This window comes from Rhizobium sp. P2_G9 (assembly GCF_056403475.1).
In genome coordinates this window covers 53,198-76,600 of record NZ_JBFUFK010000012.1, presented here as the reverse complement: position 1 = coordinate 76,600, position 23,403 = coordinate 53,198, and the positions used below count along the sequence as shown (strand labels likewise).

Below are 23,403 nucleotides of genomic sequence, written 5' to 3'. Positions count from 1 at the left end.
CCGGTCGCTCCGTCAAGGCTTCGTTTTGGGTAGCGAAGGCGGCAATTCCCATGTATCAGACAGTGGCAATGGACAATCCCGGCAGACTGAGACCGGGAGAGCGGGGGAGCCGGATGAGGATTTTCAGCTATCTCTTCAACTACAAGGCCGCGCCCTATGCCGAAATCCGCGCCTTTGCAGTGCATCTGCTGACGGCTTCAGGTTCGTTCCTTGCGTTCCTGGGCGTCGTCGCCGCGTCGGAGAAAAGATTCGTCGACATGTTCTGGTGGCTTGGCCTGGCGCTGCTGGTCGACGGCATCGATGGACCGATCGCGCGAAAGGTGAAGGTCAAGGAAGTCCTGCCCAACTGGTCGGGCGACACGCTCGACAACATCATCGACTATGTCACCTATGTGCTGCTGCCGGCCTTTGCGCTCTACGAGAGCGGCATGATCGGCCAACCCTGGTCGTTCATCGCAGCAGGGCTGATCGTGGTGTCTTCGGCGATCTACTATGCCGACATGGGCATGAAGACGGAAGAATATTTCTTTTCCGGCTTTCCGGTGGTCTGGAACATGGTGGTGTTCACGCTGTTCGTCATCGACGCGAGCGCCACGACGGCGCTGACCCTGGTCGTGGTGTCTGTGCTGCTCACCTTCCTGCCCATTCATTTCCTGCATCCGGTGCGGGTCAAACGACTCAGGGCGCTTAACATGACGGTGTTCGTGATCTGGGCGATCCTGTCGGGTATTTCGCTGCTCAAATATTTCCACTCACCCGCCTGGGTGGTCTGGGGCGTGGTCGCGACCGGGCTCTATATGTATTGTATCGGGGCTGTCCTGCAGCTCTTTCCCGCGCTGGGACGAAAGGACTGAGTGATGAAAAGCAAGGCTATTGTTCTCAACCGCCAGGGCGGACCGGAAGTCCTGGAATATGTCGAGATCGATGTGCCACAACCCGGCGTCGGCCAGGTGCAGATGCGCCACAAGGCCATCGGCGTGAATTTCATCGACAATTATGTCCGCAGCGGCCTCTATCCGGTGCCTGGCGGCTTTCCCTATATCGCCGGCAAGGAGGGAGCGGGTGAGATCATCGCCCTCGGCGACGGTGTCACGGAGTTCAAGGTCGGCGATCGCGTCGCCTATCCCGGCACGGACGGCGCTTATTCCGAAATCCGCAACATCGCGGCCAAAGATCTGGTCAAAATCCCTGACGACATCGCGCTCGAAACCGCTGCCGCGATGATGATGAAGGGCATGACGGCGGAATATCTGCTGAACCGCACCTACAAAGTCGGACCGGAGACAGTGCTGCTGTTTCATGCGGCGGCCGGCGGCGTCGGCCTGATTGCCGGCCAGTGGGCCAAGGCGCTCGGCGCCACTGTGATCGGCACGGCCGGCGGCCCGGAAAAGGTCGCGCTGGCGCTGAAGCACGGCTATGACCATGTGATTGATTATCGCAGCGAGAATTTCGCCGAACGGGTCAGGGAATTGACCGGCAGCAAGGGCGTCGACGTCGTCTATGATTCGATCGGCAAAGATGCTTTTCCGGCCTCGCTCGACTGCCTGAAGCCGCGCGGGCTTTGGGTCGCCTTCGGCCAATCGTCGGGGCCGATCGAACCGTTCAACATGGGAATCCTGGCGCAAAAGGGCTCGCTTTATGCGACCCGGCCGACCATCTTTTCCTATATCCGCGACCGCAAAGAATTGGATGACTGCGCCGAGGCTCTTTTTTCAGTTGTGCGAAGCAACAAAGTGGTTATCAATATCCATCAAACCTATCCGTTGGCCGACGCCGCAAAGGCCCAGGCCGATCTGGAAAATAGAAAAACAAGTGGAACGACATTGCTGATACCCTGACGCTCAGATCAGGGATCGGATCAGACTGGGGTGGTTCGTGGCCGACGCGGATAAAGAGGGCTCTCGTCCTCTGCTGGAGGTACGCAAGATTACCAAGCTGTTCGGCACATTTGCCGCCTGCAGCGACATAGACCTTACCGTCCAGCCCGGTGAAATCCACGCGCTTCTCGGCGAAAACGGCGCCGGCAAATCGACATTGGTGAAGATGCTGTTCGGCGTGCTGGCGCCTAGCGCGGGCGAGATTCGCTGGCGGGGCGAGCCGGTCGTCATCGGCAGCCCTAGCGAGGCGCGGCGGATCGGCATCGGCATGGTCTTCCAGCATTTCTCCCTGTTCGAAGCGCTGACGGTCGCGGAAAACATCGCGCTGTCGCTGGACGGCAAGGTGCCGCTGTCCAAGATCGCCGAGGAAGCCGCGACGTTATCTAGGGCTTACGGACTGCCGCTCGATCCGAATGCGCATGTCGCGGATCTTTCGGTCGGCGAAAGGCAGCGGATCGAAATCGTAAGAGCCCTCTTACAGAATCCCAAGCTGATCATCCTGGACGAACCAACCTCGGTGCTGACGCCGCAGGAAGCGGACAGGCTGTTCGAGACGCTGATGAAGCTGAAATCGGAGGGACGTTCTGTCCTTTACATCAGCCATAGGCTCGAAGAGGTGCAGCGCATCTGCGACCGCGCCACCGTGCTGCGCCACGGCCACGTGACCGGCGCTTGCGATCCGCGCCGGGAAACACCGGCCTCGCTCGCCCGGATGATGGTGGGCGCCGATGTCGCCGAAGTGGAAAAAGCCTCGGCCGACAAGGTCGGGGCGGTCGTGCTGCAAGCCCGCAGGCTGAACGCCGCGGCCCGCACGCCCTTTGCCGTCGCGCTGAAGGATATCTCGCTCGCGCTCAAGACGGGCGAAGTGCTGGCGATCGCCGGCGTGGCAGGCAACGGCCAGGGCGAATTGTTCGACGTATTGTCAGGCGAATATCTGGTTGCCGACGCCGATGCAGTCTCGGTGCGCGGCAAGCCCGTCGGCCGTGTCGGCATTTCAGGACGCCGGCTGCTCGGCGCGGCCTTCGTGCCGGAAGAGCGGCATGGTCATGGTGCCGTGACCGGCATGAGCCTGTCGGACAATCTCGTGCTATCGCGCAATGTCTCAGATGCCAAGGCTTTCCTGACAGGCGGCTGGCTGCAGATCATCCGCAGCGGCGTGGTCAAGACCGCGTCGAAACGTATCTGCGCCGAGATGGATGTGCGCAAAAGCGGCGAGGATCCCGCCGCTGGCTCGCTTTCGGGCGGCAATCTGCAGAAATTCATCGTCGGCCGCGAGCTCGACCGGCAGCCATCTGTCATGATCGTCAACCAGCCGACCTGGGGCGTCGATGCGGGTGCTGCGAGCCACATCCGCCAGGCGCTGGTGGATCTGGCAAAGGCCGGCTCGGCCGTTCTGGTGATCAGCCAGGACCTTGACGAGATTTTCGAGGTCGCGACGCATATCGCCGTCATTTCCGATGGCCGGCTGTCGCAGGCTTTCCCGGCGCAGGAACTGAATCGCGAGAAGATCGGCCTGTTGATGGGCGGCATGCACGACAAGGCGAAGGAAGCGGCTGCCCATGCACATTGAACTGGAAAAGCGGCCAAAGGCCTCGGCCTTCTACACGTTCGCATCGCCCTTCATCGCCATGGCGCTGACGCTCGTCTGCGGCGGCATCCTGTTCGGCGCGCTCGGCTACGATCCGTTCAACGCGCTCTATCTCTATTTCATCGATCCGCTGACGGAAGTCTGGTCGCTGCATGAACTGGCGGTCAAGGCCGGTCCGCTGATCATGATCGGCGCCGGGCTGTCGGTCTGCTATCGCGCCGGCAATTGGAATATCGGCGCCGAGGGGCAGTTCATCTTCGGCGCCATTTTCGGCTCCTTCCTGCCGATCGTCTTTTACCAATGGACGTCACCGCTGGTGCTGCCCTTGATGCTCATCCTCGGCATGATCGGCGGGGCGTTTTATGCGTCGATCCCGGCGCTGCTGAAGACAAAATTCAACACCAACGAAATCCTCACCAGCCTGATGCTGGTCTATATCGCCCAGCTTTTTCTCGACTATCTGGTGCGCGGCCCCTGGCGCAATCCGGAAGGCCAGAATTTTCCCGAAAGCCGGACATTCAATCCATCGGCCGTCCTGCCGCCAATCTGGGAGGATTCGGGCAACGCGCATTGGGGCTTCGTCTTCGCCATCGTCGCCTGCATCCTGCTCTGGTTCATGATGGAATTCATGCTCAAGGGCTATCAGATCAAGGTTCTGGGCCAGTCGTCGCGGGCAGGGCGGTTTGCCGGCTTTTCCGCCTCGGGCATGGTCTGGTTCTCGATGCTGCTCTCCGGCGCGCTGGCCGGCCTTGCCGGCATCTGCGAAGTGTCTGGTGTCATGGGTCAACTGCAGCCGTCGATCTCGCCCGGTTATGGCTTCACCGCCATCATTGTCGCCTTCCTCGGTCGGCTCAATCCGCTGGGTGTGATCGTGTCCGGGCTGATCCTGGCGCTGACCTATCTCGGCGGCGAGGCCGCGCAAACGGCGATCGGCGTTTCCGACAAGGTGACGCGCTTGTTCCAGGGCCTGCTGCTGTTTTTCGTGCTCTCCTGCGATACGCTGATCCAGTACAAGATCCGGATCGTCTGGTCGCGGCTGACCGGCGCCGGGAAGGGAGCCTGATCCGTGTCTCCAGCCGAATCCATCGTCATCACCGTCATCACCGCATCGACGCCGCTGGTCGTCGCCTCGGCCGGCGAACTGGTCACCGAACGCTCGGGTGTGCTCAATCTCGGCGTCGAGGGCATGATGATCATGGGCGCGGTATCGGCCTTTGCTGTCGCGCAGATGACGGGGTCGCCCTATGCCGGCATGCTCGCCGGGATCGCCGTGGGCGCGCTGGTGTCGCTGCTGTTCGGCTTCCTGACCCTGACGCTGGTGGCCAACCAGGTGGCGACGGGCCTGGCATTGACCATTCTCGGCCTTGGCCTGTCCGGCATGATCGGCGAATCCTATACCGGCGTCCAGGGCATCCGCCTGCCGACGCTGGCCATTCCCGGCCTGTCGTCCATTCCGTTCGTCGGACCGGTTCTCTTCAATGAAGACCTGGTCTTCTATGTCTCGATCATCCTGATTTTCGCCACGCAATGGTTCCTGTTCCGCACCCGGGCGGGACTGGTGTTGCGCTCTGTCGGCGACAATCATGCCTCGGCGCATGCGCTCGGCCTCAATGTCATCGGCATACGCTATCTGGCGGTCATGTGGGGCGGCGGCTGCGCCGGGCTTGCCGGGGCGCATCTGTCGCTTGTCTATACGCCGCAATGGGTTGAGAATATGTCGGCCGGCCGCGGCTGGATCGCGCTGGCGCTGGTCGTCTTCGCCTCCTGGCGGCCGATCCGGCTGCTCGCCGGCGGCTATCTGTTCGGCGCGGTGTCGATCGGGCAATTGCATGCCCAGGCCTTCGGCATTGCCGTGCCGGCGCAATTCCTGTCGGCGCTGCCCTATGTGGCAACCGTCGTCGTGCTGATCGCCATTTCGCGCAACCGGCGTCTGACGCTCATCAATACGCCAGCCTCGCTCGGGAGATCCTTCGTTCCCGACCGATAAACAAAAGAGTAAAACCGAGCAACATAACAGGGGTCACCATGAAAAAGCTCATTCTCTCTCTCACCGCCACAGCCGCATTGATCGGCTTCTCGACCACAGCCGATGCCGCCAAGCTCAAGGTCTGCTTCCTCTATGTCGGCTCCAAGACCGATGGCGGCTACACCCAAGGCCATGACATGGGCCGGCAGATGGTCGACAAGGAACTCGGCGACAAGGTAAAGACGCAATATCTGGAAAACGTCGCCGAAGGCGCCGACGCCGAACGCGCCATCGAGCGCTTCGCCCGCTCCGGCTGCGGCCTGGTCTTCACCACCTCGTTCGGCTTCATGGACGCGACAGTCAAGGTGGCGGCAAAATTCCCGAAGGTAAAGTTCGAGCATGCGACCGGCTACAAGACCGGCCCGAACCTGACAACCTATAATGCGCGTTTCTATGAAGGCCGCTATATCCAGGGCCAGATCGCCGCCAAGGTCTCCAAGACGCATACCGCGGTCTATATCGCGTCCTTCCCGATCCCGGAAGTCGTGCAGGGCATCGACTCCTTCGAACTCGGCGCCCGCTCGGTCGATCCGAGCTTCAAGCTGAAGGTCATCTGGGTCAACACCTGGTTCGACCCGGGCAAGGAAGCCGATGCCGCCAAGGCCGCGATCGACCAGGGCATCGACGTCATCACCCAGCACACCGACTCGACCGGCCCGATGCAGGTTGCCGAACAGCGCAAGGTCCACGCCTTCGGCCAGGCCTCCGACATGATCAAGGCCGGCCCGGATGCACAGCTGACCGCCACGGTGGACAATTGGGGCACCTACTACGTCAAGCGCGTCAAGGCGGCACTCGACGGCACCTGGAAGTCGCAGATGAGCTGGGACGGCATGGGCGACGGCATTATCTACATGGCGCCCTACACCAACATGCCCGACGACGTGAAGAAGATGGCTAAGGACACCGAAGCCAAGATCAAGTCCGGCGCGCTGAAGCCGTTCACCGGCCCGATCAACAAGCAGGACGGCACGGCGTGGCTGAAGGCCGGCGAAGTGGCGGGGGATGATAAACTTGGGCCGCTGAACTTTCTCGTGGAGGGGGTTCAGGGGGAACTGCCGAAGTAAGGTTCGGGGTTACGTGTGGAATGGAAACCCTGCTGGTGACGGCAGGGTTTTCTTGTACATCAGGTATGGTGCGTCGCGTGAAATACCACTTGGTAAGATGGTATCCACCGACACTTTTGAGGTGGAAGTCCGCTGGCGGCTAGCAATCCGTGCAAGCTCGCCCTGACGAGCGCGTTCACCCGGGAACAGAAGCCTCCTTTAGGAAGGCGGTCACTGCTTTATTCACGTCTTCAGCCAGCATTTTAGCATTTACCTCGACTTTCAGTTTCTTCAGATGCTCGACCATTGTGTCGACGGTCTTCACCGCTGCCTCAGCAAAGCATTTTTTTAAGTCCGGAAGAGGAACATCTTTCCAGTGCTCCACTGGAACCGCGTAGTCCGCGGTAACGTATGCGTCTTTGCGATTAATTCGAGGCCTTTGAACGCCCTCACCTCCAAATTGATCCAATGAGCCGTCTATCCGGAGGATTATAGCGAATTCTGAAATAGTCGGGCTGTAGGCTTCGGTGCAGTGGCTCGCTAGCTGTTTGCGTAGACGCAGGATTATGGGCTGCGTTACGTCAAAAGCCTCCGGTCCTCCCATTTGAGCACCGAGTGTGATCCTTTCACTGGTCATCTTGATTTGGTCCCTGCTTTTGTAGACGCTTACCCGCCCGATCAACAAGCAGGACGGTACGCAGTGGCTGAAGGCCGGCGAAATGGCGGGGGATGACAAGCTTGGGCCGCTGAATTTCCTGGTTGAGGGTGTCGAGGGCGAACTGCCGAAGTAAGGTTTGGGATTAAGTGTTGAGATGGAAACCCTGCTGGAGACGGCGGGGTTTTCTGTTTGGTGCGGCTAGTGCACCGCGCCGGCAACGAGCCGATGTGACAACAGACAAGCTTAAGATGAAGTGCTAAAGCCGATGTAGGTCAAAATTCCGGGAATAGACAATCGTAGTACAGCTCGGGTTTCACCAGATAGACCTCTTCAAAAAGTAGCTCCTTGAATTGAATCAAGTTAGATAGCTCTTTTAGAGGACTAACTAGTTCGCCCGTATAGATAGGATTGCTTGGTGAAGCACATTTTTCGTACCCTCCTTTCCTGAATTTGATGGGAACATGCAAGTCATGCCAATCAAAAACGAATATTCCTCTTTCGCCGAGTTCAACAAAAGATTCCACAGGATGTGAATAAGGTGATCCATTCACATCCGATAAACCAATCACTGGCAACTCAAGCAAAACGTCTTCGATCAATACGGGTTCTACAAAGATATTCTGAAGAATTTCTTTGGGAATAGGACCCTTGCCGGCAGTTATGAAAGCGCCAAGCTTGCCAGAGGAGTCCGCAGCAATCCAGGCCATTTCGAAACCGGAGGGATACTCTAATCCTACATTCATTGTACGCCCTACTTTTATTTCTGTTGATCGGATTCAAATTGTGCGTCGCTGGGAAACGCTAAGCGAGTGTATCTATCCTCACATCGCGTGCATGCAGGCACATCGTCGCCGGTCCGGGGACGCATCGCTTTCGTGAACCGGATATTCTTTAGGTCGTTACCCAATGCTTTTGCGACCCTATCTTCCGCGCAGTCTCCCCCAGTGCAAGCGGCTGCAGCAAATTTGCCAGTCTCAAGATTCCATCCTCCTGTTATTGTGGGTACTTTGTTCTTATCTTTCTTATTCGCGTTTATGTCATGCGCCAGTTCATTTCGGGCGTTTTCGGCAGCCGCCTTCAGGTCCTCAGGAGTGGGCTTGCCCTCGAGCCTTCCCACTCGAGCTGCCCACGAAGAGGCTGTCCCATTGAAGTTGTCCTTGGCATTTTCAATTGCCTGACGTCGATCCATGCCACTTGCGACCATGGCTTCAACATCAACCGTATCGTACTTTCTGCCATCTGCGTCCACTGTGACAGTTGCAGTGTCGGGCACAACGCATGGACAGTCCCGGTCTCCTGATGTCGTGACGAAAACAAGGTTAATGGCTGTCGCTCCAATAACGAGAGGAGATTTCTCAAAAGCCCAACCCACTGCCGGTGCAACCCAACCTCCTACCTTTGTCAACTGAGCGGCAACTCTGGCGATCACACTCGGCTTTGTTGCCACGTATGTTGATCCGTCTAGATGTCCATTATTGTCCGCGTTGTTAATCGGGTCATCTTCTGCATAGGCGTATCTATTTGTCCCTACGCCCGCTTTGATCGGATCCCAATCATCGGGTGAGATGAACCTTCCCGTATAGGGATTCATGAAGCGGGCGTGCAGGTAGATAAGGTTAGTGTCCTTGTCGAAGAGCTCGCCTATATATTTCTTCTTCGGTGGGGCAACAGTGGTTGAGGGGCTTCCAGTTGTTGAGTCGAAGGGCTGGCCATATGCTTGGTAGACTGTGGATTCGTTGGCGGTTGTTCCACTCGTCAGCATACGGACTGACGCTTGATGATCCCGATGGAGGAATGAAGCGGTTGCACCATCGACCTCGACATCCATATGCGGATAGCGTGTGTATTTCCAAACGCCACCGGAGGCGAGGTCCATTTCCACCTCCGCATCCGGGTAGAGTGTAATTTCGTTGCTCGCTGATACCCGCCTTACCAGTTCGCCATCAGGTCCGTAGAAATATTTAGTTGAAACCGTCGCCCCGCTCTTCGTTGCCGTCGAAAGCCGATTGGCGTCGTCCCAGGTATAGGTGGCCGTGCCGTCGGTGAGGGTGTTGCCATTGGCATCATATGTTACGACCACGCCGTTCAGCGTCGAGATTGCATGTGGCGGCTTGTTGGCGCTGCCGTAGGCCATCGTGACGTTGCTGGCTGTCGCGGAAGTGATGTGCGTCCTCTGTGTGAGGTTACCGGCTGTATCGTAGGTGAAGTCTTCCTTAAGCGGTCCTATATACTTTCCCGAATAGGCCGAGGTTAACCGGTTCGACCCATCATAGGTGTAGGTCCAGGTATTAAAGTCCAGGCCTCCATCGCCGCTTGTCGTGGCGTAGCCGCCATCTATTCCCGTGATCCGGCCAATAGCATCCCGGGTATAGGTGTTGTCGATCAGGTTTGTACCGCTGGACTGCTTGGTGACCAAACTGGTCAGCCAGCGACGATTAGGGTCATAGGTGAAGTTGGTGGTAACGTTGTTCGCATACTTGACCGACGTGGTCTGGCCGTCGAGGTCGTAAGTCAGTGACGGGATATAGCCCGGTATTGTCGTCAGCTGCCCCTTCTTGTTGTAGAGCCAAGGGGTTGCGGTCGTGCCGACTTGCAGGTCGGCGGTGCTCGTAGTGGCGCCGAAATACTCCTTGTAGAGCGGCAATTTCGACGGGCGGTCGTAGGTGGTAGTCGTCGTGCTGACGATTGGCGTATTGGCCGCAGTGTTGATCGTCGAGACCTTTTTGCGCAGCTGCCCATTGTCATTGTAGAAAAAGCGTTGCTCGGCATAGTTCGCGGCGGTGCTGTCGGGTCCGTTGGTCGCTAGGGTCAGCTGCCCCATGCAGTCGGTGTTGGTGTTTTGCGGCACCTCTAGGCAGTCATACGTGTTGATCGCGATATAGGTCCTCGGGCTGCTGCCGGTGAACTTCATCGTCACCCGACCCAGTCCGTCATATTTGATTGTGGTGACGATCTGGCGGGCATCGGTTTGGGTTATCAGCTGATTGGCGGCGTCGTAAGTATATGTCCAGTGCCCCATGTCCGGGTCGTTAGCGTCAGTCCGGTTGCCTGCCTGGTCATAGGCGTAGGACCAGATCGCAGAGCCTGGGTCACGCACCTCCATGAGGTGCTTCAGATCGTCGTAGCTCGCCGAATAGACCTTGTTATAGCTGGCATCGGTGCTCAGCTTTGTCTGCACCAGCGCCACATCGCCATCCGATGTGGTGGTGGTTTGCGTGAGGCGCTTCCGGCTTCCGGCAACGTCTTCCGTCAGAGTCGCTTGTGCTAGAAGCACGTTGGAACTGCCGGGGTCACTGGTGCCGGCCAGCGCATAGGACCACGCCTTCGTCGTACCGTCCGGCATGACCGTTTGCACGACACGGTTCGCCCAATCGTAGCTGTTGACCGTCCAATGATAACTGCCGTTGCTTGAAGACAACAGCGACTGCTTCCACACATTGCCGCGGCCATCGAACAGCGTCTTGGCGTAAGAATCCGGTGAGGTAGTATCGCCATTCACTTTCGCTAGATATGTCCGGCCGAAACCGTCGATATAGTTGATCGTCTTGGTATACGTGCCATCGGGCAACGGTGCGGTCGTCACGACCAGTGGCATTTGTGTCAGATCGGCCTGACTGCGCAGCGCGCTGAAGCTGCCCTCGTTCTGATAATAGGTGTTAACATAGGCGCCGGTGGTCGTGTTCTGCACCGAGGTTTCACGGCAATAGTCATCGGTGGTATGGGTGACGGAGATGTTGTTGGGATCGGTCTCCGTTGCCGGCACCCGGCAGACGGGGTCATTGACAAAATTCGATGTCAGATAGGTCGTGCCCGACACCCACTTCTGCACCTTGGTCGGCAGGACCTTTTGGCTATCGCCATAGGTCCAGAGCGTCTCCGCCAGCTTGGCGGTGCTGGTGTTGTCCGAAGCGAGCACCGTCTGCCGGGTCATGTTGCCGGTGCTGTCATAGTCGAAGGTCGTGAAGCTGAAGGTGCTGGCGTCACGGAAGACCTTCGTCTGCAGARGGTTAGTGCCCGTCGGCAGGACATCATTGGCATTGCCGCTGATCGGAACGCCGGTATACCACATGGCCTTCTTGGCGATGATCGTCCCGCCATTGCCCAATCCGTCATAGGTCGTTTCGACATAGGGCCGCGAGACGATATAGGCCGTGGTGTTTTTGTTGAAACTCCAATCCGTCGTATATTCGTCACCGGGAAAGTCGGTACCGTCCGAGTGGGCCAGGCCGAAATGCCGCTCCTCGGTGATGTTGCCGTAATCGTCCCAGTCGCGGGCGATCTTGAGGTAGCGGGTGACGCTGCCTTCGTTCAATGTGGTCAGCGTCGCGAGCAATTGCGCCCGATAGGGCGGGGCGGCTGCGTTGACGCTCCAGGTATTGTTTTCGACCTTCTTCAGCGTGCCTGCGCCATCCTTGTAATCGATCTCGTCGGGCTGGCCGAAGCTGGCCGTATCCTGGCGATAGGTCGTGACGATGGTTGGATTGCCAGTCTCGCCGTTTGCCATCGGCAGCGTCTTGGTCGCGGTGCGGAAGCCGCGGAACTTTCGGTCGGCCGGAACAAACAGGCCGCCCGCATAGCTGTACTGGGTCACCGCGGTGTTGCCGATCCCGTCATCCGTGGTCACCTTCGACACGGTCGCCACGGCAAATGGCAGGAAGGTGTTTTGATAGGCGGTCGAAGCGGCATAGTCGAAGGTCGAGGTGGCGCCCATCTCCGTGGTCACACGGGTCAGCAGATTGGGAAGGGCGGACGACAGAGCCGACTTGGTCTTGGATCGAGTAAGCCTGTAGGACGTGTTGGCAGCGGCGGTGTCGAGCGACTGGCCGACGGTCGACAGTTGCGGCCGGAAGACGACATCCACCAAGCCATCGCCGTCGAAATCACCCAAAACCGCCGTCGTGCCGGTCACCGAGGCGGTTTGGGTCAGGTTGTACGTGCCCGAATCCAGTGAAAAGCGGAAGAAGGTGAAATTGCGATCGGTGTTGGAATAGGCGATGTCTCGCGCCGGATCGGTCGCGGTACCGGGCTGGGTCAGTCTGGCATCTTCGACAATGACCTCCGCCTTGCCGTCGCCGTCCAGATCCCGCAATTGCAGCGAGCCCAAAGTGACGTAGGGCGTATCGCTGCCCTGCTGCAGCAGCTTGCGATAGATGACATTGGTGAACCGGCTGCCGCTCGAGGTTCCCACATTGAGATAAACGGAAACATAGACGTAGAATGCGCACTGGCACTGGGTCTGGATGCTGTCGTTGTTCAACACCTCGAGCATGACGATGTCATCGAGCCCGTCGCCGTTGACATCGCCGTATTCGCACTTGCCGACACAGGGAAATTGCGACTGCACCTGTTCGAGCGTGGTCTGATCGCTCGACGACTTGATTTTGAGGTTGTCGTCGCGGACAAACAACAGCTGCTGCCTGCCATTGTCGAACAGGTTGGCGGTGCCTTGACCGCCTTGCAAGTTGTTATGCTCGGTCGAATCAAGGTTGTCGGTGCCGTTGCCGTCATAATCGACGACCTGGGTATAGGGAGCCGGTTTGGCGCAGAACGCTGCCAGGCGCGTGTCACTCACGCTCCTGCAAGACTGCCAAATCTGCGCTGAGAAAGTGTCTCCGCTCTTGGTGAAGTAGGCGTCTGCGGTGACGACCGGATCGTTTGTGACAGTTCCATCCGGACCAACAACGCCCAGCCGGTTTCGGAACATTGCATAGGTGTCTTTATAGCTCTGACCGAAATGACCGATATTGTAAGACGGGATCGGCAGATGCTGCAGGCCATAATGGTACCAATTCTGCAGTGCGCAATCTATATTGCCAAGCTGCAAGCGAGAGAATGTATTCGTCGTGCCCGCATTTTGATTGTAGAGGTTATAGGTGCAAGGGGCTGGCGCAAATTCCTGGTTGAACTGAGCCGTATAGCCCGATTGCATTTGCAGCAGTTCGCTTATGCCATCCGAATTAACGTCGACAGTCGCCAGAGGACCGGCGCCCTTCAGACTGGCAATGTCGGCAGCAGCACCGAACCCATCGTAGTCGGCGTAGTCGAAGATGGTGTCCTTGGAACCAAGCCCGCCGCTATTTGTGATCGACACCGCGCCGGTCTGCGAATCCACAGCGACGTCGGATTTCTTGCCGTAGCGCTTGATGTTGAGAAGCCGGGATGAGCCGTCGCCGGGCTGGGTGCCATAGTTGAGCTTGTAAGTCTCGACAGTGAGGCCGGCTTCCTGGACCTTGATGGCCGCCATGCGACGGGCGAGAATCGCCAGATTTTGGCCGGTGGCGACAGCGATATCGTCCGGTCTGTCCTCGTAATAGAAGCTGACTATGGCATCGTTGTAGGTGATGGTTTTGGGATAGCAGACCGGCAAATTGGAACCGGGGCAGCTATAGTCGTAGGTGATCTGATTGCCGTTTGTGTCGGTGATTTTGTACACCAACCACTTGGCATACTTGGCCAACGCGTCATTATTAGCCGTGCCGGATAAGAAATTGTTCGCGGGCCGAAACACCATTTTGGTGCCGTCGCGGCTGGTGACCGACCAGGCGTTGTTCGTCCGGTCGCGCGAGATCTGCAGGTAATTTTCCGTCTGGCTGGTGTAAATGTCGGAGCCCGTCTGGGATTTGCAGGAGGCGCTGACATTCTGGGCGTCCGAGCACTTCAGCAGTTCCTCGCCATTCAGCAGGAAGACATCGGAGCCGTCCTGGTCAGCGGTGGCGCCATCGAAGGCGGGGATGGTGCCCTTGTGACGCGCCCGCTCGATGACATCGAAGCCGCTGACACCCCAGGCATAGCCGAGCCAGCCCTGGTAGAGCCCGCCGATCTTCGATTTGCGCGTGGATGAGTAGCTCAGCGACAGTTTTGGCTCGAGGCCATGAAACGTCGGCATGTCGATGTCATAGCCGTAATCGAGGGTGCCGGCGCCGCCGATATTAGGCGTTTTCAGGCTCGGCGCCGTCTCGCTCTGCTTGGATGGAACATTTTCCGCAGTGCCGGATGCATTGCCAGTGGCCGGAAAAATGAGCGCAAGCAACAGCGCGACGCAAAAGCGAAGTTCAAACGAAATCTTCATAATATCCCCTCGATCCAAGCCCCTTTTGCCGGATCGGGGACACGATTAACATGAGGTTTTTCAGGAGATCAATAAAAAGTAGATGATAGATCAAAAAAAGTTGTATTTTAGCAAATAACTATCAATGGATTCTCTCGCATGACTCAGATGAGTCATGTCAATCCGGCGCACGCCATACGCGTGACAAATTGTCGGACGTATGGCGCACAGATATAGCCCTGCTTCCGACGCAGCCGGGCGCATGAATTTTACTGCGCCTGCGTGCTTTGGACGTCCGACGTTGTTTGATCGACAGGATTGCTGTCGGTTTGTACACTCGTCTGGTCAGTGTTGCTGTCGGCCGATGTCGTGCCATCATCCGCGGGCACGCTGCTGCTATCGGTCGTCGTATCGCTTGCGGTCGGGTCGACAGGCAGTTGCTCAAGCACATCAACTTCTGTCGCGTCCGTCGTCCCGTCGGCATATGTCACCCTGACCACCTGACCCGGCTCAAGCCCGTCCAGCGCGACATATTCCCCAAGGTTCAATTCGGCGCCGCTCTCCAATGTCAGAATGCGCGCATTGGCATCGAGCGACACCAGCTTGCCGTCCACTGTCGCAGACAGTGCGGGAAATGCATAGGCAGCCAGGATCGTTGCGAGAACAGGGTAAAGGCGCATTGGAAATATCTCCGTGGAACAACTCGTAGTTAAAGAGCTGTGCTGCGTTTAGCAAGAGGGTGTTGCCAACGCAGGTCGGGAGCGTTCACGTCTCATTTCCCGTGGGAGGAGGGGCGCCGCAAGCTCCCTCCTATCCGATCGAATGCCTATGCCGAAACCGGTCCTGCCACCGGCTTGCGTTGGAGCCTGTTGGCCGCCCGCCGGCCCCAGGCGATGCCTGGCAGCTCGATGAAACGATAGGCGAGGAAAGCCAGGCCGTAGGTGATCGGGATCGTCAGGGCCAGCGCTGCCCAGAAGCGGGGGAAGGGCTGGAGCGCGGGGAAGGTGGTTGCCAGCCATCCGGTGACCGGCAGCATGACGATCAGATGGATCAGGTAGACGCCATAGGAGAGATCGCCGATCCAGCGGCTGAGCGGGTTGGAAAAGATGAAGTCCAAAGGGCCAACCGTACGGCGCAGCAATACCGGCAGCCTGTCCCTGTAGATCAGCGCGAAGAAGCCGAGGACGATGCCTATCTTGATCGCCCGGTGCAGCGCATCGCGGCCGCCGCCGAGCGGCACGAAGATCACGGCGCAGGCGGCCAGCAGATAGAGCCATTTCGCCTGGCCTTCACCACGGATCGACATGGCGATCAGCATGCCGGCGGCGAAGAGGTGGAATTTCATTGCCAGGATGGAATAGGCGCCGACGACGAAGCCGTTGCGTTCGAGCCAGGCGCCGAGAATCCAGGCGAAACCGACGAGCAGCGGTATGGCGATCTTCCAGCCGATCCGCATGATCAGCAGCATCAGGAAGGGGAAGACGGCGTAGAACTGCATTTCCAGGCCAATCGACCAGTCGGGCAGCGGCGTCCTGAAATTATGCGTGTAGGTCATGCCGAAGACGAAGCTGACATGCATCAGGATATTGGCCAGCGACTGGTCGAGATAGCGGCTGGCATAGGTCAGGGTCTCGGCCATCGAACCGGGCATGACGGCGGCAGAATTCAGCCGCTGCTGCCAGAGTTCCGGGCCGAAATAGAGAGAGACCGCCAGCGCGACATAGTAGAGCGGCGCGATGCGGAAGAAACGCCGGACCCAGAAGATCATCCAGGTCGATGGCTCCGTCCACGGCTCGCGCGCCTCGCGCAGCTGGTAGTGGAAGGCCATGAGGAAGCCGGAGATGATGATGAACAGCTCCACCGCCATGTCCGGCTGATCGAAGACGTCGACCATGTAGCCGGTCAGGAACATGGTATGGCCGACCAGGACCCAGAGCGAGGCAAAGCCGCGCAGGCCGTCGAGAAAGGCGAGCTGATGGCGGCTGTCGGCCATTCAATCATCCCATGTTTCAAGTCGCCGCGGCCCAACTTGATGGGCCGCGTGAAAAAATGTTCAGGCCTTGTTGGCCAGGAACCACTGGTAGACGGCGGTGATGCCGTCGCGCAGGTCGATCTTCGGCGCCCAGCCGGTGGCGCGCAGCTTGTCTGCGCTCATCAGCTTGCGCGGCGTGCCGTCCGGCTTCGAGAGGTCATGGACGATCCGGCCGCGGAAGCCGACGACGTCGCAGACCATCTGCGTCAGTTCGAGGATGGTCAAATCCTCGCCCGAGCCGACATTGACATGGCCGGGTGCCGAATGCGTCTTCATCAGATGCACGCAGGCATCGGCGCAATCATCGACGTGGAGGAACTCGCGTCGCGGCGTACCGGTTCCCCAGACGGTGATGCTATCGGCACTGGTGCGCTTTGCCTCATGCGCCTTGCGGATCAGTGCCGGCATGACATGCGATGAATTGAGGTCGAAATTGTCGCCAGGGCCGTAGAGATTCGTCGGCATGCCGGAAATGAAGTCGGAACCGTGCTGTTTGCGATAGGCGTCGCAGAGCTTGATGCCGGCAATCTTGGCGATCGCATACCATTCGTTGGTCGGCTCGAGAGGACCGGTCAGCAACGCTTCCTCGGTGATCGGCTGGGCTGCGAATTTCGGATAGATGCAGGACGAGCCGAGGAACATCAGCTTTTCGACGCCGACTTTGTGGGCGCCGTGGATGATATTGGCCTCGATCATCAGGTTGTCGTAGAGGAAGTCCGCCGAATAGGTGTCGTTGGCGAGAATGCCACCGACCTTGGCTGCGGCAAGGAAGACGGCATCCGGCCTGGTCTTCTCGATCCAGGCGGTCGTCGCAGCCTGATCGCGCAAGTCTGCATCTTGCCGCGAGGCGGCGATCACCTGGCAATCCTCATTGGCGAGGCGGCGGACGATGGCCGAGCCGACCATGCCGCGGTGGCCCGCGACCCAGACCTTCTTGCCCTGGAGAGCATACATGGATCAGGCCTCTTTCATCACAGTAGCGGTCTGCATGACCTTGAGGTCCTCGTTGACCATTTCGCGGCAGAGGTCGCGGACGGAGGTCTCGTGCTTCCAGCCGAGCCTCTGGTGGGCCTTGGAGGGGTCGCCGATCAGGAGTTCGACTTCGGTCGGGCGGAAATAACGCGGATCGACTTCGACGATGCATCTGCCGGACAGGGTGTCGTAGCCCTTTTCCTCGACGCCTTCGCCGCGCCATTCGAGATGGATGCCGACATCCTCGAAGGCCCAGGTGACGAATTGCCGGACTTCGGTGGTCTCGCCGGTGGCGAGCACATAGTCGCTCGACTCGTCCTGCTGCATCATCAGCCACATGCCGCGCACATATTCGCGTGCATGGCCCCAGTCGCGCTTGGCATCGAGATTGCCGAGGAAGAGCTTTTCCTGCTTGCCGAGCCGGATCGCGGCGGCCGCGCGGGTGATCTTGCGGGTGACGAAGGTTTCGCCGCGTAGCGGGCTCTCATGGTTGAAGAGGATGCCGTTGGAGGCATGCATGCCATAGGCTTCGCGATAATTGACCACGATCCAGTACGCATAGAGCTTGGCGGCGGCATAGGGGCTGCGCGGGTAGAAGGGCGTCGTTTCCCGCTGCGGCACTTCCTGGACAAGGCCGTAAAGCTCCGACGTCGAGGCCTGGTAGAAGCGGGTGGTCTTTTCGAGGCCGAGGATGCGGATGGCTTCCAAGAGCCGTAGCGTGCCGATGCCGTCAGCATTGGCGGTATATTCCGGCGTTTCGAAGGACACGCGCACATGGCTCTGGGCGGCGAGGTTATAGATCTCGTCGGGCTGGCATTCCTGGACGATGCGGATGAGATTGGTCGAATCCGTCATGTCGCCATAGTGCAGGAAGAAGCGCTGGTCCTGTTCGTGCGGATCCTGGTAGATGTTTTCGATGCGGCTGGTGTTGAACGAGGAAGAACGGCGCTTGATGCCGTGGACGATATAGCCCTTGCTCAGCAGAAGCTCTGCGAGATAGGCTCCGTCCTGGCCGGTAATGCCGGTGATCAGCGCTACTTTCTTGTTGTTCTTCAATGCAGTCTCCTGTCGCACACAATCGGATCGGGCATGCCATTCATACCGTCAACCGCGCTAGAGGCGGAATCTGGCGGTAAAATGTCCAATCCGCGGGAACGGCCCAAGCGAGGCGCCGGGAGAGAGTGTCCGGGGACGCCGATCGCATGGAAATTTCAGGACATTGCTGGCTTGCCTTGTTGGTCCGCTGCATAACGGATGTGCTGCAAATATGCAACAAATCCGGGATCATCAGGTTGCGGGAAATTTTTGAAGTGGCACCGTTAACGGTGGAAACCGAAATTGATGCGGCTCAGGTTGCCGTAGCCTGATTTTCCGGTCAAAAAGCCTGTTCGTTGAACTGTTTGGGAGACATCGCATGTGCGGAATCGTCGGGATCGTGGGTGTTCAACCGGTGGCGGGGCGGCTTGTCGATGCCCTGAAGCGGCTCGAATATCGCGGATACGATTCCGCCGGCATCGCCACCATCGTTGAAGGCCGGCTCGAGCGCCGCCGTGCCGAAGGCAAGCTCGGCAATCTTGAAGCGAGGCTCGCGGCTGAACCTTTGGCGGGCAATTCCGGCATTGCCCATACGCGCTGGGCGACGCATGGCGTGCCAAACGAAACCAATGCGCATCCGCATTTTGCCGGCGGCGTTGCCGTCGTCCACAACGGCATCATCGAGAATTTCGCCGAGATCAAGCAGGAGCTGACTGCCAAAGGCGTCAGCTTTGCCAGCCAGACCGATACCGAAGTGGTGGCGCAGATGCTCGCGGATCAGGTCGGGGCAGGGGTCTCGCCGCGGCAGGCCGTGCAGGCGATGCTGAAGCGCGTCACCGGCGCCTATGCGCTGGCGATCATGTTCGAAAGCGAGCCTGAAACGATCTACGCGGCCCGCTCCGGCCCGCCGCTCGCCATCGGCTATGGCAAAGGCGAGATGTATCTTGGCTCCGACGCTATCGCGCTGGCGCCCTTTACCAATCAGGTCTCTTATCTCGTCGATGGCGACTGGGCGGTGATTTCACAGACTGGCGCGGAGATCATGGATATGGAAGGCCGGCCGGTGAGCCGGCCGCGCCAGCAGTCGACGGCGTCGGCCTATGTCATCATCGACAAGGGCAACCATCGGCATTTCATGGAGAAGGAGATCTATGAGCAGCCGGAGGCGATTTCGCATACGCTTGGCCACTATATCGACTTCGCCGAAAAACGCGTCCGTGCTGTGCCCGAGATCGACTTTTCCAAGCTGCAGAGCCTGGCGATTTCCGCCTGCGGCACAGCTTATCTGGCGGGACTGACATCGAAATACTGGTTCGAACGCTATGCGCGCCTGCCGGTCGAAATCGACGTCGCCTCGGAATTCCGCTATCGCGAAGTGCCGCTGGCGCCATCATCCGCCGCCCTGTTCATCTCGCAGTCGGGCGAGACCGCCGATACGCTCGCCTCATTGCGCTATTGCCGGGAGGCGGGGCTGAGAATCGGCGCTGTCGTCAATGTCCGGGAATCGACGATTGCACGGGAATCGGACGCAGTCTTCCCGATCCTTGCCGGGCCGGAAATCGGCGTCGCCTCGACCAAAGCCTTCACCAGTCAGTTGGCTGTACTTGCAGCCCTGGCGATCGCAGCCGGCCGGCAGCGCGGCACACTGTCCGAGGAGCAGGAGCGGACGCTCGTCGGTCATCTCGCCGAGATGCCGCGCGTGATGAGCGCGGTGCTCAACCGCATCCAGCCGATGATGGAGACGTTGTCGCGCGAGCTGTCGCGCTGCAAGGACGTGCTCTATCTCGGCCGCGGCACGAGTTTTCCGCTCGCCATGGAAGGCGCGCTGAAGCTCAAGGAGATTTCCTATATCCACGCGGAAGGCTATGCCGCCGGCGAGCTCAAGCACGGCCCGATCGCGCTGATCGACGAGAACATGCCGGTGATCGTCATCGCCCCGCATGACCGCTTTTTCGAGAAGACGGTGTCGAACATGCAGGAGGTGGCCGCCCGCGGCGGCCGCATCATCCTCGTCACCGATGCACGGGGCGCAGCGGCGACGACGCTGCCGACCATGGCGACGATCACATTGCCGGATGCCGACGAATCGATCCAGCCGATGATCTTTTCACTGCCGATTCAGCTGATTGCCTATCACACGGCCGTATTCATGGGCACCGATGTCGACCAGCCGAGAAACCTGGCGAAATCGGTCACGGTGGAGTGAATGCGACGAAAATGCGCTTGTGCAGCGCAGGAATGCCGCGCTAAGATTCGGGGGTGTTGTAGGACTGGATTGCGCAATGGATGAATTGCCGCTTAAACCCCCGAAGACGCCGCTGGGCGTGCGCTTGCGCAACAATTTTCTCACCGGGCTGATCATCTGTGCCCCGATCGCCATTACCATCTGGCTGACCTGGACCTTCATTCATTGGGCAGACAGCTGGGTCGAGCCCTATATTCCGTCGCCCTTTTCGCCGGAGCATTATACGAAATTCGCCGTGCCCGGTTTTGGCCTGTTGATTGCGGTGATCCTGATCACCCTGATCGGCGTCTTCGCCAAGAACCTGATTGGTCAATCGATCGTCCAGTTTGGCGAATCGATCCTGGCGCGCATGCCGCTGGTGCGATCGCTATACAAGGGCCTGAAGCAGATCTTCGAGACGGTGCTGCGTGAGCGGACGAATTCGTTCAAGAAAGTCGGCATGATCGAATACCCCTCGCCAGGCCTCTGGTCGATGGTGTTCATCGCCACGGACGCGGCGGGCGAAATCGCCTCGCGCTTCAATGACAAGGGCATGGACATGGTGGCGGTGTTCCTGCCGCCGACACCGGTTCCGACCGCGGGCTTCCTGGTTTTCGTCGAGCGCTCCAAGATCATGGAACTCGACATGACGCCGGAAGATGCCGCCAAGCTTTTGATCTCCGGCGGCCTCGTGGCGCCGGAATGGTCGCCAAAAGAAATCGACGTCGAGCCGCCCGTCAGCCCGCGTTCAGAAACCGGATCGCTTCGTCGCGCCGGAACAGATAAAGTAGCGTCCTGACCGCCGCGCCGCGTTCGCTGGTCAATTCGGGATCACGATCGAGCAGATAATGTGCGTCTTTGCGGGCGATCTCCAGGAGGTCGCCATGGGCTTCGAGGCTGGCAATCGCAAAGCCTGGTGTGCCGGACTGACGCGTGCCGAGCAGTTCGCCCTCGCCACGCAGCTTGAGATCCTCCTCGGCGATCAGGAAGCCATCCTCCGTCTCGCGCATGATCTTCAGCCGCGACTGCGCGTTTTCGCTGAGCGGTCCTTTGTAGAGCAGGATACAGCTTGACGCCTCGCTGCCGCGTCCGACGCGGCCGCGCAACTGGTGCAGCTGCGCCAGGCCGAAACGTTCGGCATGTTCGATCACCATGACCGACGCGTCGGGCACGTCGACGCCGACCTCAATCACCGTCGTGGCAACCAGGAGCCGCGTCTCGCTGTTCTTGAAGGCGGACATGATGGCGTCTTTTTCCGGTCCGCTCATGCGTCCATGAATGAGGGTGGCCTGGTCGCCAAAGGTTTGAGCCAGCACGGCATGCCGTTCCTCGACCGAGATCAGGTCCGATTCTTCGGATTCTTCCACCAATGGACAAATCCAGTAGACCTTGCGGCCCTCGGCCACGGCGGCCCGGAGGCGATCGATGATCTCGCCGATCCGTTCGGCGGGCATGATCACTGTCTGGATCGGCTTGCGGCCGGCCGGTTTTTCGGTGAGTTTCGAAACATCCATATCACCGAAGGCAGCGAGGACCAGGGTGCGCGGGATCGGCGTCGCCGTCATCACCAGCATATGCGGCGAGATGCCCTTGGCCGTCAGCCTGAGCCGCTGATGAACGCCGAAACGATGCTGTTCGTCGACGACGGCGAGAAGCAGGTTGCTGTAGCTGACATTGTCCTGGAACAGCGCATGCGTGCCGATGACGATCTGTGCTTCGCCGGATGCGATGCGCTCGATGATATCGTCGCGCTCGCGGCCCTTGGTGCGGCCTGTCAGGATTTCGATACGGATATCGGCCTTGCGGGCCATCTGGCTGATCGTGGCAAAATGCTGCCGGGCGAGGATTTCCGTCGGCGCCATCAGCACGGCCTGGCCGCCGCTCTCGACTGCCGCCAGCATCGAGAGAAGCGCCACCACGGTTTTGCCCGAGCCGACATCGCCCTGCAGCAGCCTGAGCATGCGGTCCTTGCCGGCCATGTCGTGCAGGATATCGTCGATCGCCGCCTGCTGGCTGTTGGTCAACGAGAAGGGCAGGGCATCGACGACTTTCCCGGACAGTTCCCCCGTGGGCGACACGGGCGTGCCGGGCGTCTTGCGCAGCCGCGACCGCACGAGCGCCAGCGACAATTGACCAGCCAGGAATTCGTCATAGGCAAGCCGGCGCCGGGCGGGCGCCTGCGGATCGATGTCATGGGCATCATGTGGATCGTGAACCATCCGAAATGCCGTGGCGACGGGCATGAAGCCCTGCTGCTGGACGAGTGCGACGTCTGCCCATTCCGGCATGTCCGGCACCTTGGCGACGGCCGCCTCGATCGTCTTGCGCAGGATTTTCGGCGAGAGCCCGGCCGTCAGGCCATAGATCGGTTCGATCATCGGCAGCGTCTCGCCTTCGGAGAGGCGCGCGACATGATCGGGATGCACCATCGAGGCGCGGCCGTTGAACCAGTCGATCTTGCCGCTGACCATCACCGTCTCGTCGACGGGAAACTGCTTCTGCAGCCAGTCGCCATAGGAACGGAAATAGGTCAGCGCCAGTTCGCCGGTGTCGTCGTGCAGGAAGATGCGGTAGGGCACATTGCGATTGCCGCGCGGCGGCGGCTGGTGACGGTCGACGCGGGCGGTGACGGTGACGATCGCGCCTGGCGCCGCCAGCGCGATGCCCGGCTGGTTGCGGCGGTCGATCAGGCTGGCGGGCACATGGAAAAGCAGGTCGATGATCCGGCAATCCTCAATCGCTTCGCGGCCGAGCAGCCGCGCATAGAGTTCGCCGGTCTTGGCGCCGATTCCGGGCAGCGACGAGAGCGAAGCGAACAGTGGATCGAGGATGAATGGACGCATGAGCGCAATAGATGCCGTGTCCCGGATGATTTGCAAGGCTGACAAGCCGATTTT

The 23,403-nt window shown here is 59.4% G+C and carries 17 protein-coding genes; 9 read left to right on the top strand and 8 right to left on the bottom strand.

The genetic code is table 11. From position 1 onward, the window contains the following. Positions 1-113: 113 nt before the first annotated feature. The 6 genes from pcsA to AC1DYF_RS12005 are packed head-to-tail and all read left to right on the top strand — an operon-like array spanning position 114 to position 6,558. Positions 114-854 (top strand): phosphatidylcholine synthase, encoded by a 741-nt coding sequence (gene pcsA, locus AC1DYF_RS12030; protein ID WP_477876966.1) that lies wholly within the window; start codon positions 114-116, stop codon positions 852-854. A gap of 3 nt (positions 855-857) precedes the next feature. Then, positions 858-1,838, top strand: a complete 981-nt coding sequence (locus AC1DYF_RS12025) for a quinone oxidoreductase family protein (RefSeq protein ID WP_477876965.1) — start codon at positions 858-860, stop codon at positions 1,836-1,838. Positions 1,839-1,875: 37 nt separating this feature from the next. Beyond that, on the top strand, positions 1,876-3,447 hold the full coding sequence (locus AC1DYF_RS12020) for an ABC transporter ATP-binding protein (protein ID WP_477876964.1): 1,572 nt from the start codon (positions 1,876-1,878) through the stop codon (positions 3,445-3,447). Next, positions 3,437-4,528 carry an ABC transporter permease gene (locus AC1DYF_RS12015; RefSeq protein WP_477876963.1) on the top strand — a complete coding sequence of 364 codons (1,092 nt, stop codon included), beginning with the start codon at positions 3,437-3,439 and terminating at the stop codon, positions 4,526-4,528. The genes AC1DYF_RS12020 and AC1DYF_RS12015 overlap by 11 nt, the downstream gene beginning before the upstream one ends. Positions 4,529-4,531: 3 nt before the next feature. Beyond that, complete coding sequence (locus AC1DYF_RS12010) at positions 4,532-5,452, top strand: ABC transporter permease (protein WP_477876962.1); 921 nt, start codon at positions 4,532-4,534, stop codon at positions 5,450-5,452. A 38-nt stretch (positions 5,453-5,490) separates the two neighbouring features. Then, positions 5,491-6,558, top strand: a complete 1,068-nt coding sequence (locus AC1DYF_RS12005; protein ID WP_477876961.1) for a BMP family ABC transporter substrate-binding protein — start codon at positions 5,491-5,493, stop codon at positions 6,556-6,558. Between the two features lie 175 nt (positions 6,559-6,733). On the opposite strand, the gene AC1DYF_RS12000 is transcribed toward AC1DYF_RS12005, so the two are convergent. From AC1DYF_RS12000 to gmd, 7 genes are all read right to left on the bottom strand, one after another. Continuing rightward, positions 6,734-7,174 (bottom strand): hypothetical protein, encoded by a 441-nt coding sequence (locus tag AC1DYF_RS12000; protein WP_477876960.1) that lies wholly within the window; start codon positions 7,172-7,174, stop codon positions 6,734-6,736. A gap of 293 nt (positions 7,175-7,467) precedes the next feature. Then, positions 7,468-7,938 (bottom strand): hypothetical protein, encoded by a 471-nt coding sequence (locus tag AC1DYF_RS11995; protein WP_477876959.1) that lies wholly within the window; start codon positions 7,936-7,938, stop codon positions 7,468-7,470. Positions 7,939-7,952: 14 nt separating this feature from the next. After that, positions 7,953-14,282: a toxin TcdB middle/N-terminal domain-containing protein gene (locus AC1DYF_RS11990; RefSeq protein ID WP_477876958.1), complete on the bottom strand. Its 6,330-nt coding sequence runs from the start codon at positions 14,280-14,282 to the stop codon at positions 7,953-7,955. Positions 14,283-14,512: 230 nt separating this feature from the next. After that, complete coding sequence (locus AC1DYF_RS11985; RefSeq protein ID WP_477876957.1) at positions 14,513-14,923, bottom strand: hypothetical protein; 411 nt, start codon at positions 14,921-14,923, stop codon at positions 14,513-14,515. Positions 14,924-15,069: 146 nt separating this feature from the next. After that, positions 15,070-16,236, bottom strand: a complete 1,167-nt coding sequence (locus tag AC1DYF_RS11980; RefSeq protein ID WP_477876956.1) for an acyltransferase family protein — start codon at positions 16,234-16,236, stop codon at positions 15,070-15,072. Between the two features lie 60 nt (positions 16,237-16,296). Next, on the bottom strand, positions 16,297-17,229 hold the full coding sequence (gene fcl / locus AC1DYF_RS11975; RefSeq protein ID WP_477876955.1) for a GDP-L-fucose synthase: 933 nt from the start codon (positions 17,227-17,229) through the stop codon (positions 16,297-16,299). A gap of 3 nt (positions 17,230-17,232) precedes the next feature. Next, positions 17,233-18,303, bottom strand: a complete 1,071-nt coding sequence (gene gmd / locus AC1DYF_RS11970; protein WP_477876954.1) for a GDP-mannose 4,6-dehydratase — start codon at positions 18,301-18,303, stop codon at positions 17,233-17,235. A gap of 146 nt (positions 18,304-18,449) precedes the next feature. On the opposite strand from gmd, the gene AC1DYF_RS11965 reads away from it, so the two are divergent. The 3 genes from AC1DYF_RS11965 to AC1DYF_RS11955 all read left to right on the top strand — a co-directional run bounded on the left by AC1DYF_RS11965 (position 18,450) and on the right by AC1DYF_RS11955 (position 21,305). Next, a complete protein-coding gene (locus tag AC1DYF_RS11965) occupies positions 18,450-18,614 on the top strand; it encodes a hypothetical protein (RefSeq protein ID WP_477876953.1) in 165 nt (54 codons plus the stop codon). A gap of 47 nt (positions 18,615-18,661) precedes the next feature. Continuing rightward, positions 18,662-20,488 (top strand): glutamine--fructose-6-phosphate transaminase (isomerizing), encoded by a 1,827-nt coding sequence (gene glmS, locus AC1DYF_RS11960; RefSeq protein ID WP_477876952.1) that lies wholly within the window; start codon positions 18,662-18,664, stop codon positions 20,486-20,488. A 76-nt stretch (positions 20,489-20,564) separates the two neighbouring features. After that, on the top strand, positions 20,565-21,305 hold the full coding sequence (locus tag AC1DYF_RS11955) for a DUF502 domain-containing protein (RefSeq protein ID WP_477876951.1): 741 nt from the start codon (positions 20,565-20,567) through the stop codon (positions 21,303-21,305). Here AC1DYF_RS11955 and recG read toward each other — a convergent pair. Beyond that, positions 21,244-23,349 carry an ATP-dependent DNA helicase RecG gene (gene recG / locus AC1DYF_RS11950; protein ID WP_477877052.1) on the bottom strand — a complete coding sequence of 702 codons (2,106 nt, stop codon included), beginning with the start codon at positions 23,347-23,349 and terminating at the stop codon, positions 21,244-21,246. The two genes, AC1DYF_RS11955 and recG, sit on opposite strands and share 62 nt — an antisense overlap. Positions 23,350-23,403: the final 54 nt, after the last annotated feature.

Excerpts from the sequence above, each read along its gene's own strand:
- AC1DYF_RS11995 (WP_477876959.1), bottom strand. The coding sequence starts at position 7,938 with ATGAATGTAGGATTAGAGTATCCCTCCGGTTTCGAAATGGCCTGGATT.
- AC1DYF_RS12000 (WP_477876960.1), bottom strand. The coding sequence starts at position 7,174 with ATGACCAGTGAAAGGATCACACTCGGTGCTCAAATGGGAGGACCGGAG.
- AC1DYF_RS12015 (WP_477876963.1), top strand. The coding sequence starts at position 3,437 with ATGCACATTGAACTGGAAAAGCGGCCAAAGGCCTCGGCCTTCTACACG.
- recG (WP_477877052.1), bottom strand. The coding sequence starts at position 23,349 with ATGCGTCCATTCATCCTCGATCCACTGTTCGCTTCGCTCTCGTCGCTG.
- glmS (WP_477876952.1), top strand. The coding sequence starts at position 18,662 with ATGTGCGGAATCGTCGGGATCGTGGGTGTTCAACCGGTGGCGGGGCGG.
- AC1DYF_RS12005 (WP_477876961.1), top strand. The coding sequence starts at position 5,491 with ATGAAAAAGCTCATTCTCTCTCTCACCGCCACAGCCGCATTGATCGGC.
- AC1DYF_RS11965 (WP_477876953.1), top strand. The coding sequence starts at position 18,450 with ATGGAAATTTCAGGACATTGCTGGCTTGCCTTGTTGGTCCGCTGCATA.
- AC1DYF_RS11980 (WP_477876956.1), bottom strand. The coding sequence starts at position 16,236 with ATGGCCGACAGCCGCCATCAGCTCGCCTTTCTCGACGGCCTGCGCGGC.
- pcsA (WP_477876966.1), top strand. The coding sequence starts at position 114 with ATGAGGATTTTCAGCTATCTCTTCAACTACAAGGCCGCGCCCTATGCC.
- AC1DYF_RS12025 (WP_477876965.1), top strand. The coding sequence starts at position 858 with ATGAAAAGCAAGGCTATTGTTCTCAACCGCCAGGGCGGACCGGAAGTC.
- AC1DYF_RS11955 (WP_477876951.1), top strand. The coding sequence starts at position 20,565 with ATGGATGAATTGCCGCTTAAACCCCCGAAGACGCCGCTGGGCGTGCGC.
- fcl (WP_477876955.1), bottom strand. The coding sequence starts at position 17,229 with ATGTATGCTCTCCAGGGCAAGAAGGTCTGGGTCGCGGGCCACCGCGGC.
- AC1DYF_RS11985 (WP_477876957.1), bottom strand. The coding sequence starts at position 14,923 with ATGCGCCTTTACCCTGTTCTCGCAACGATCCTGGCTGCCTATGCATTT.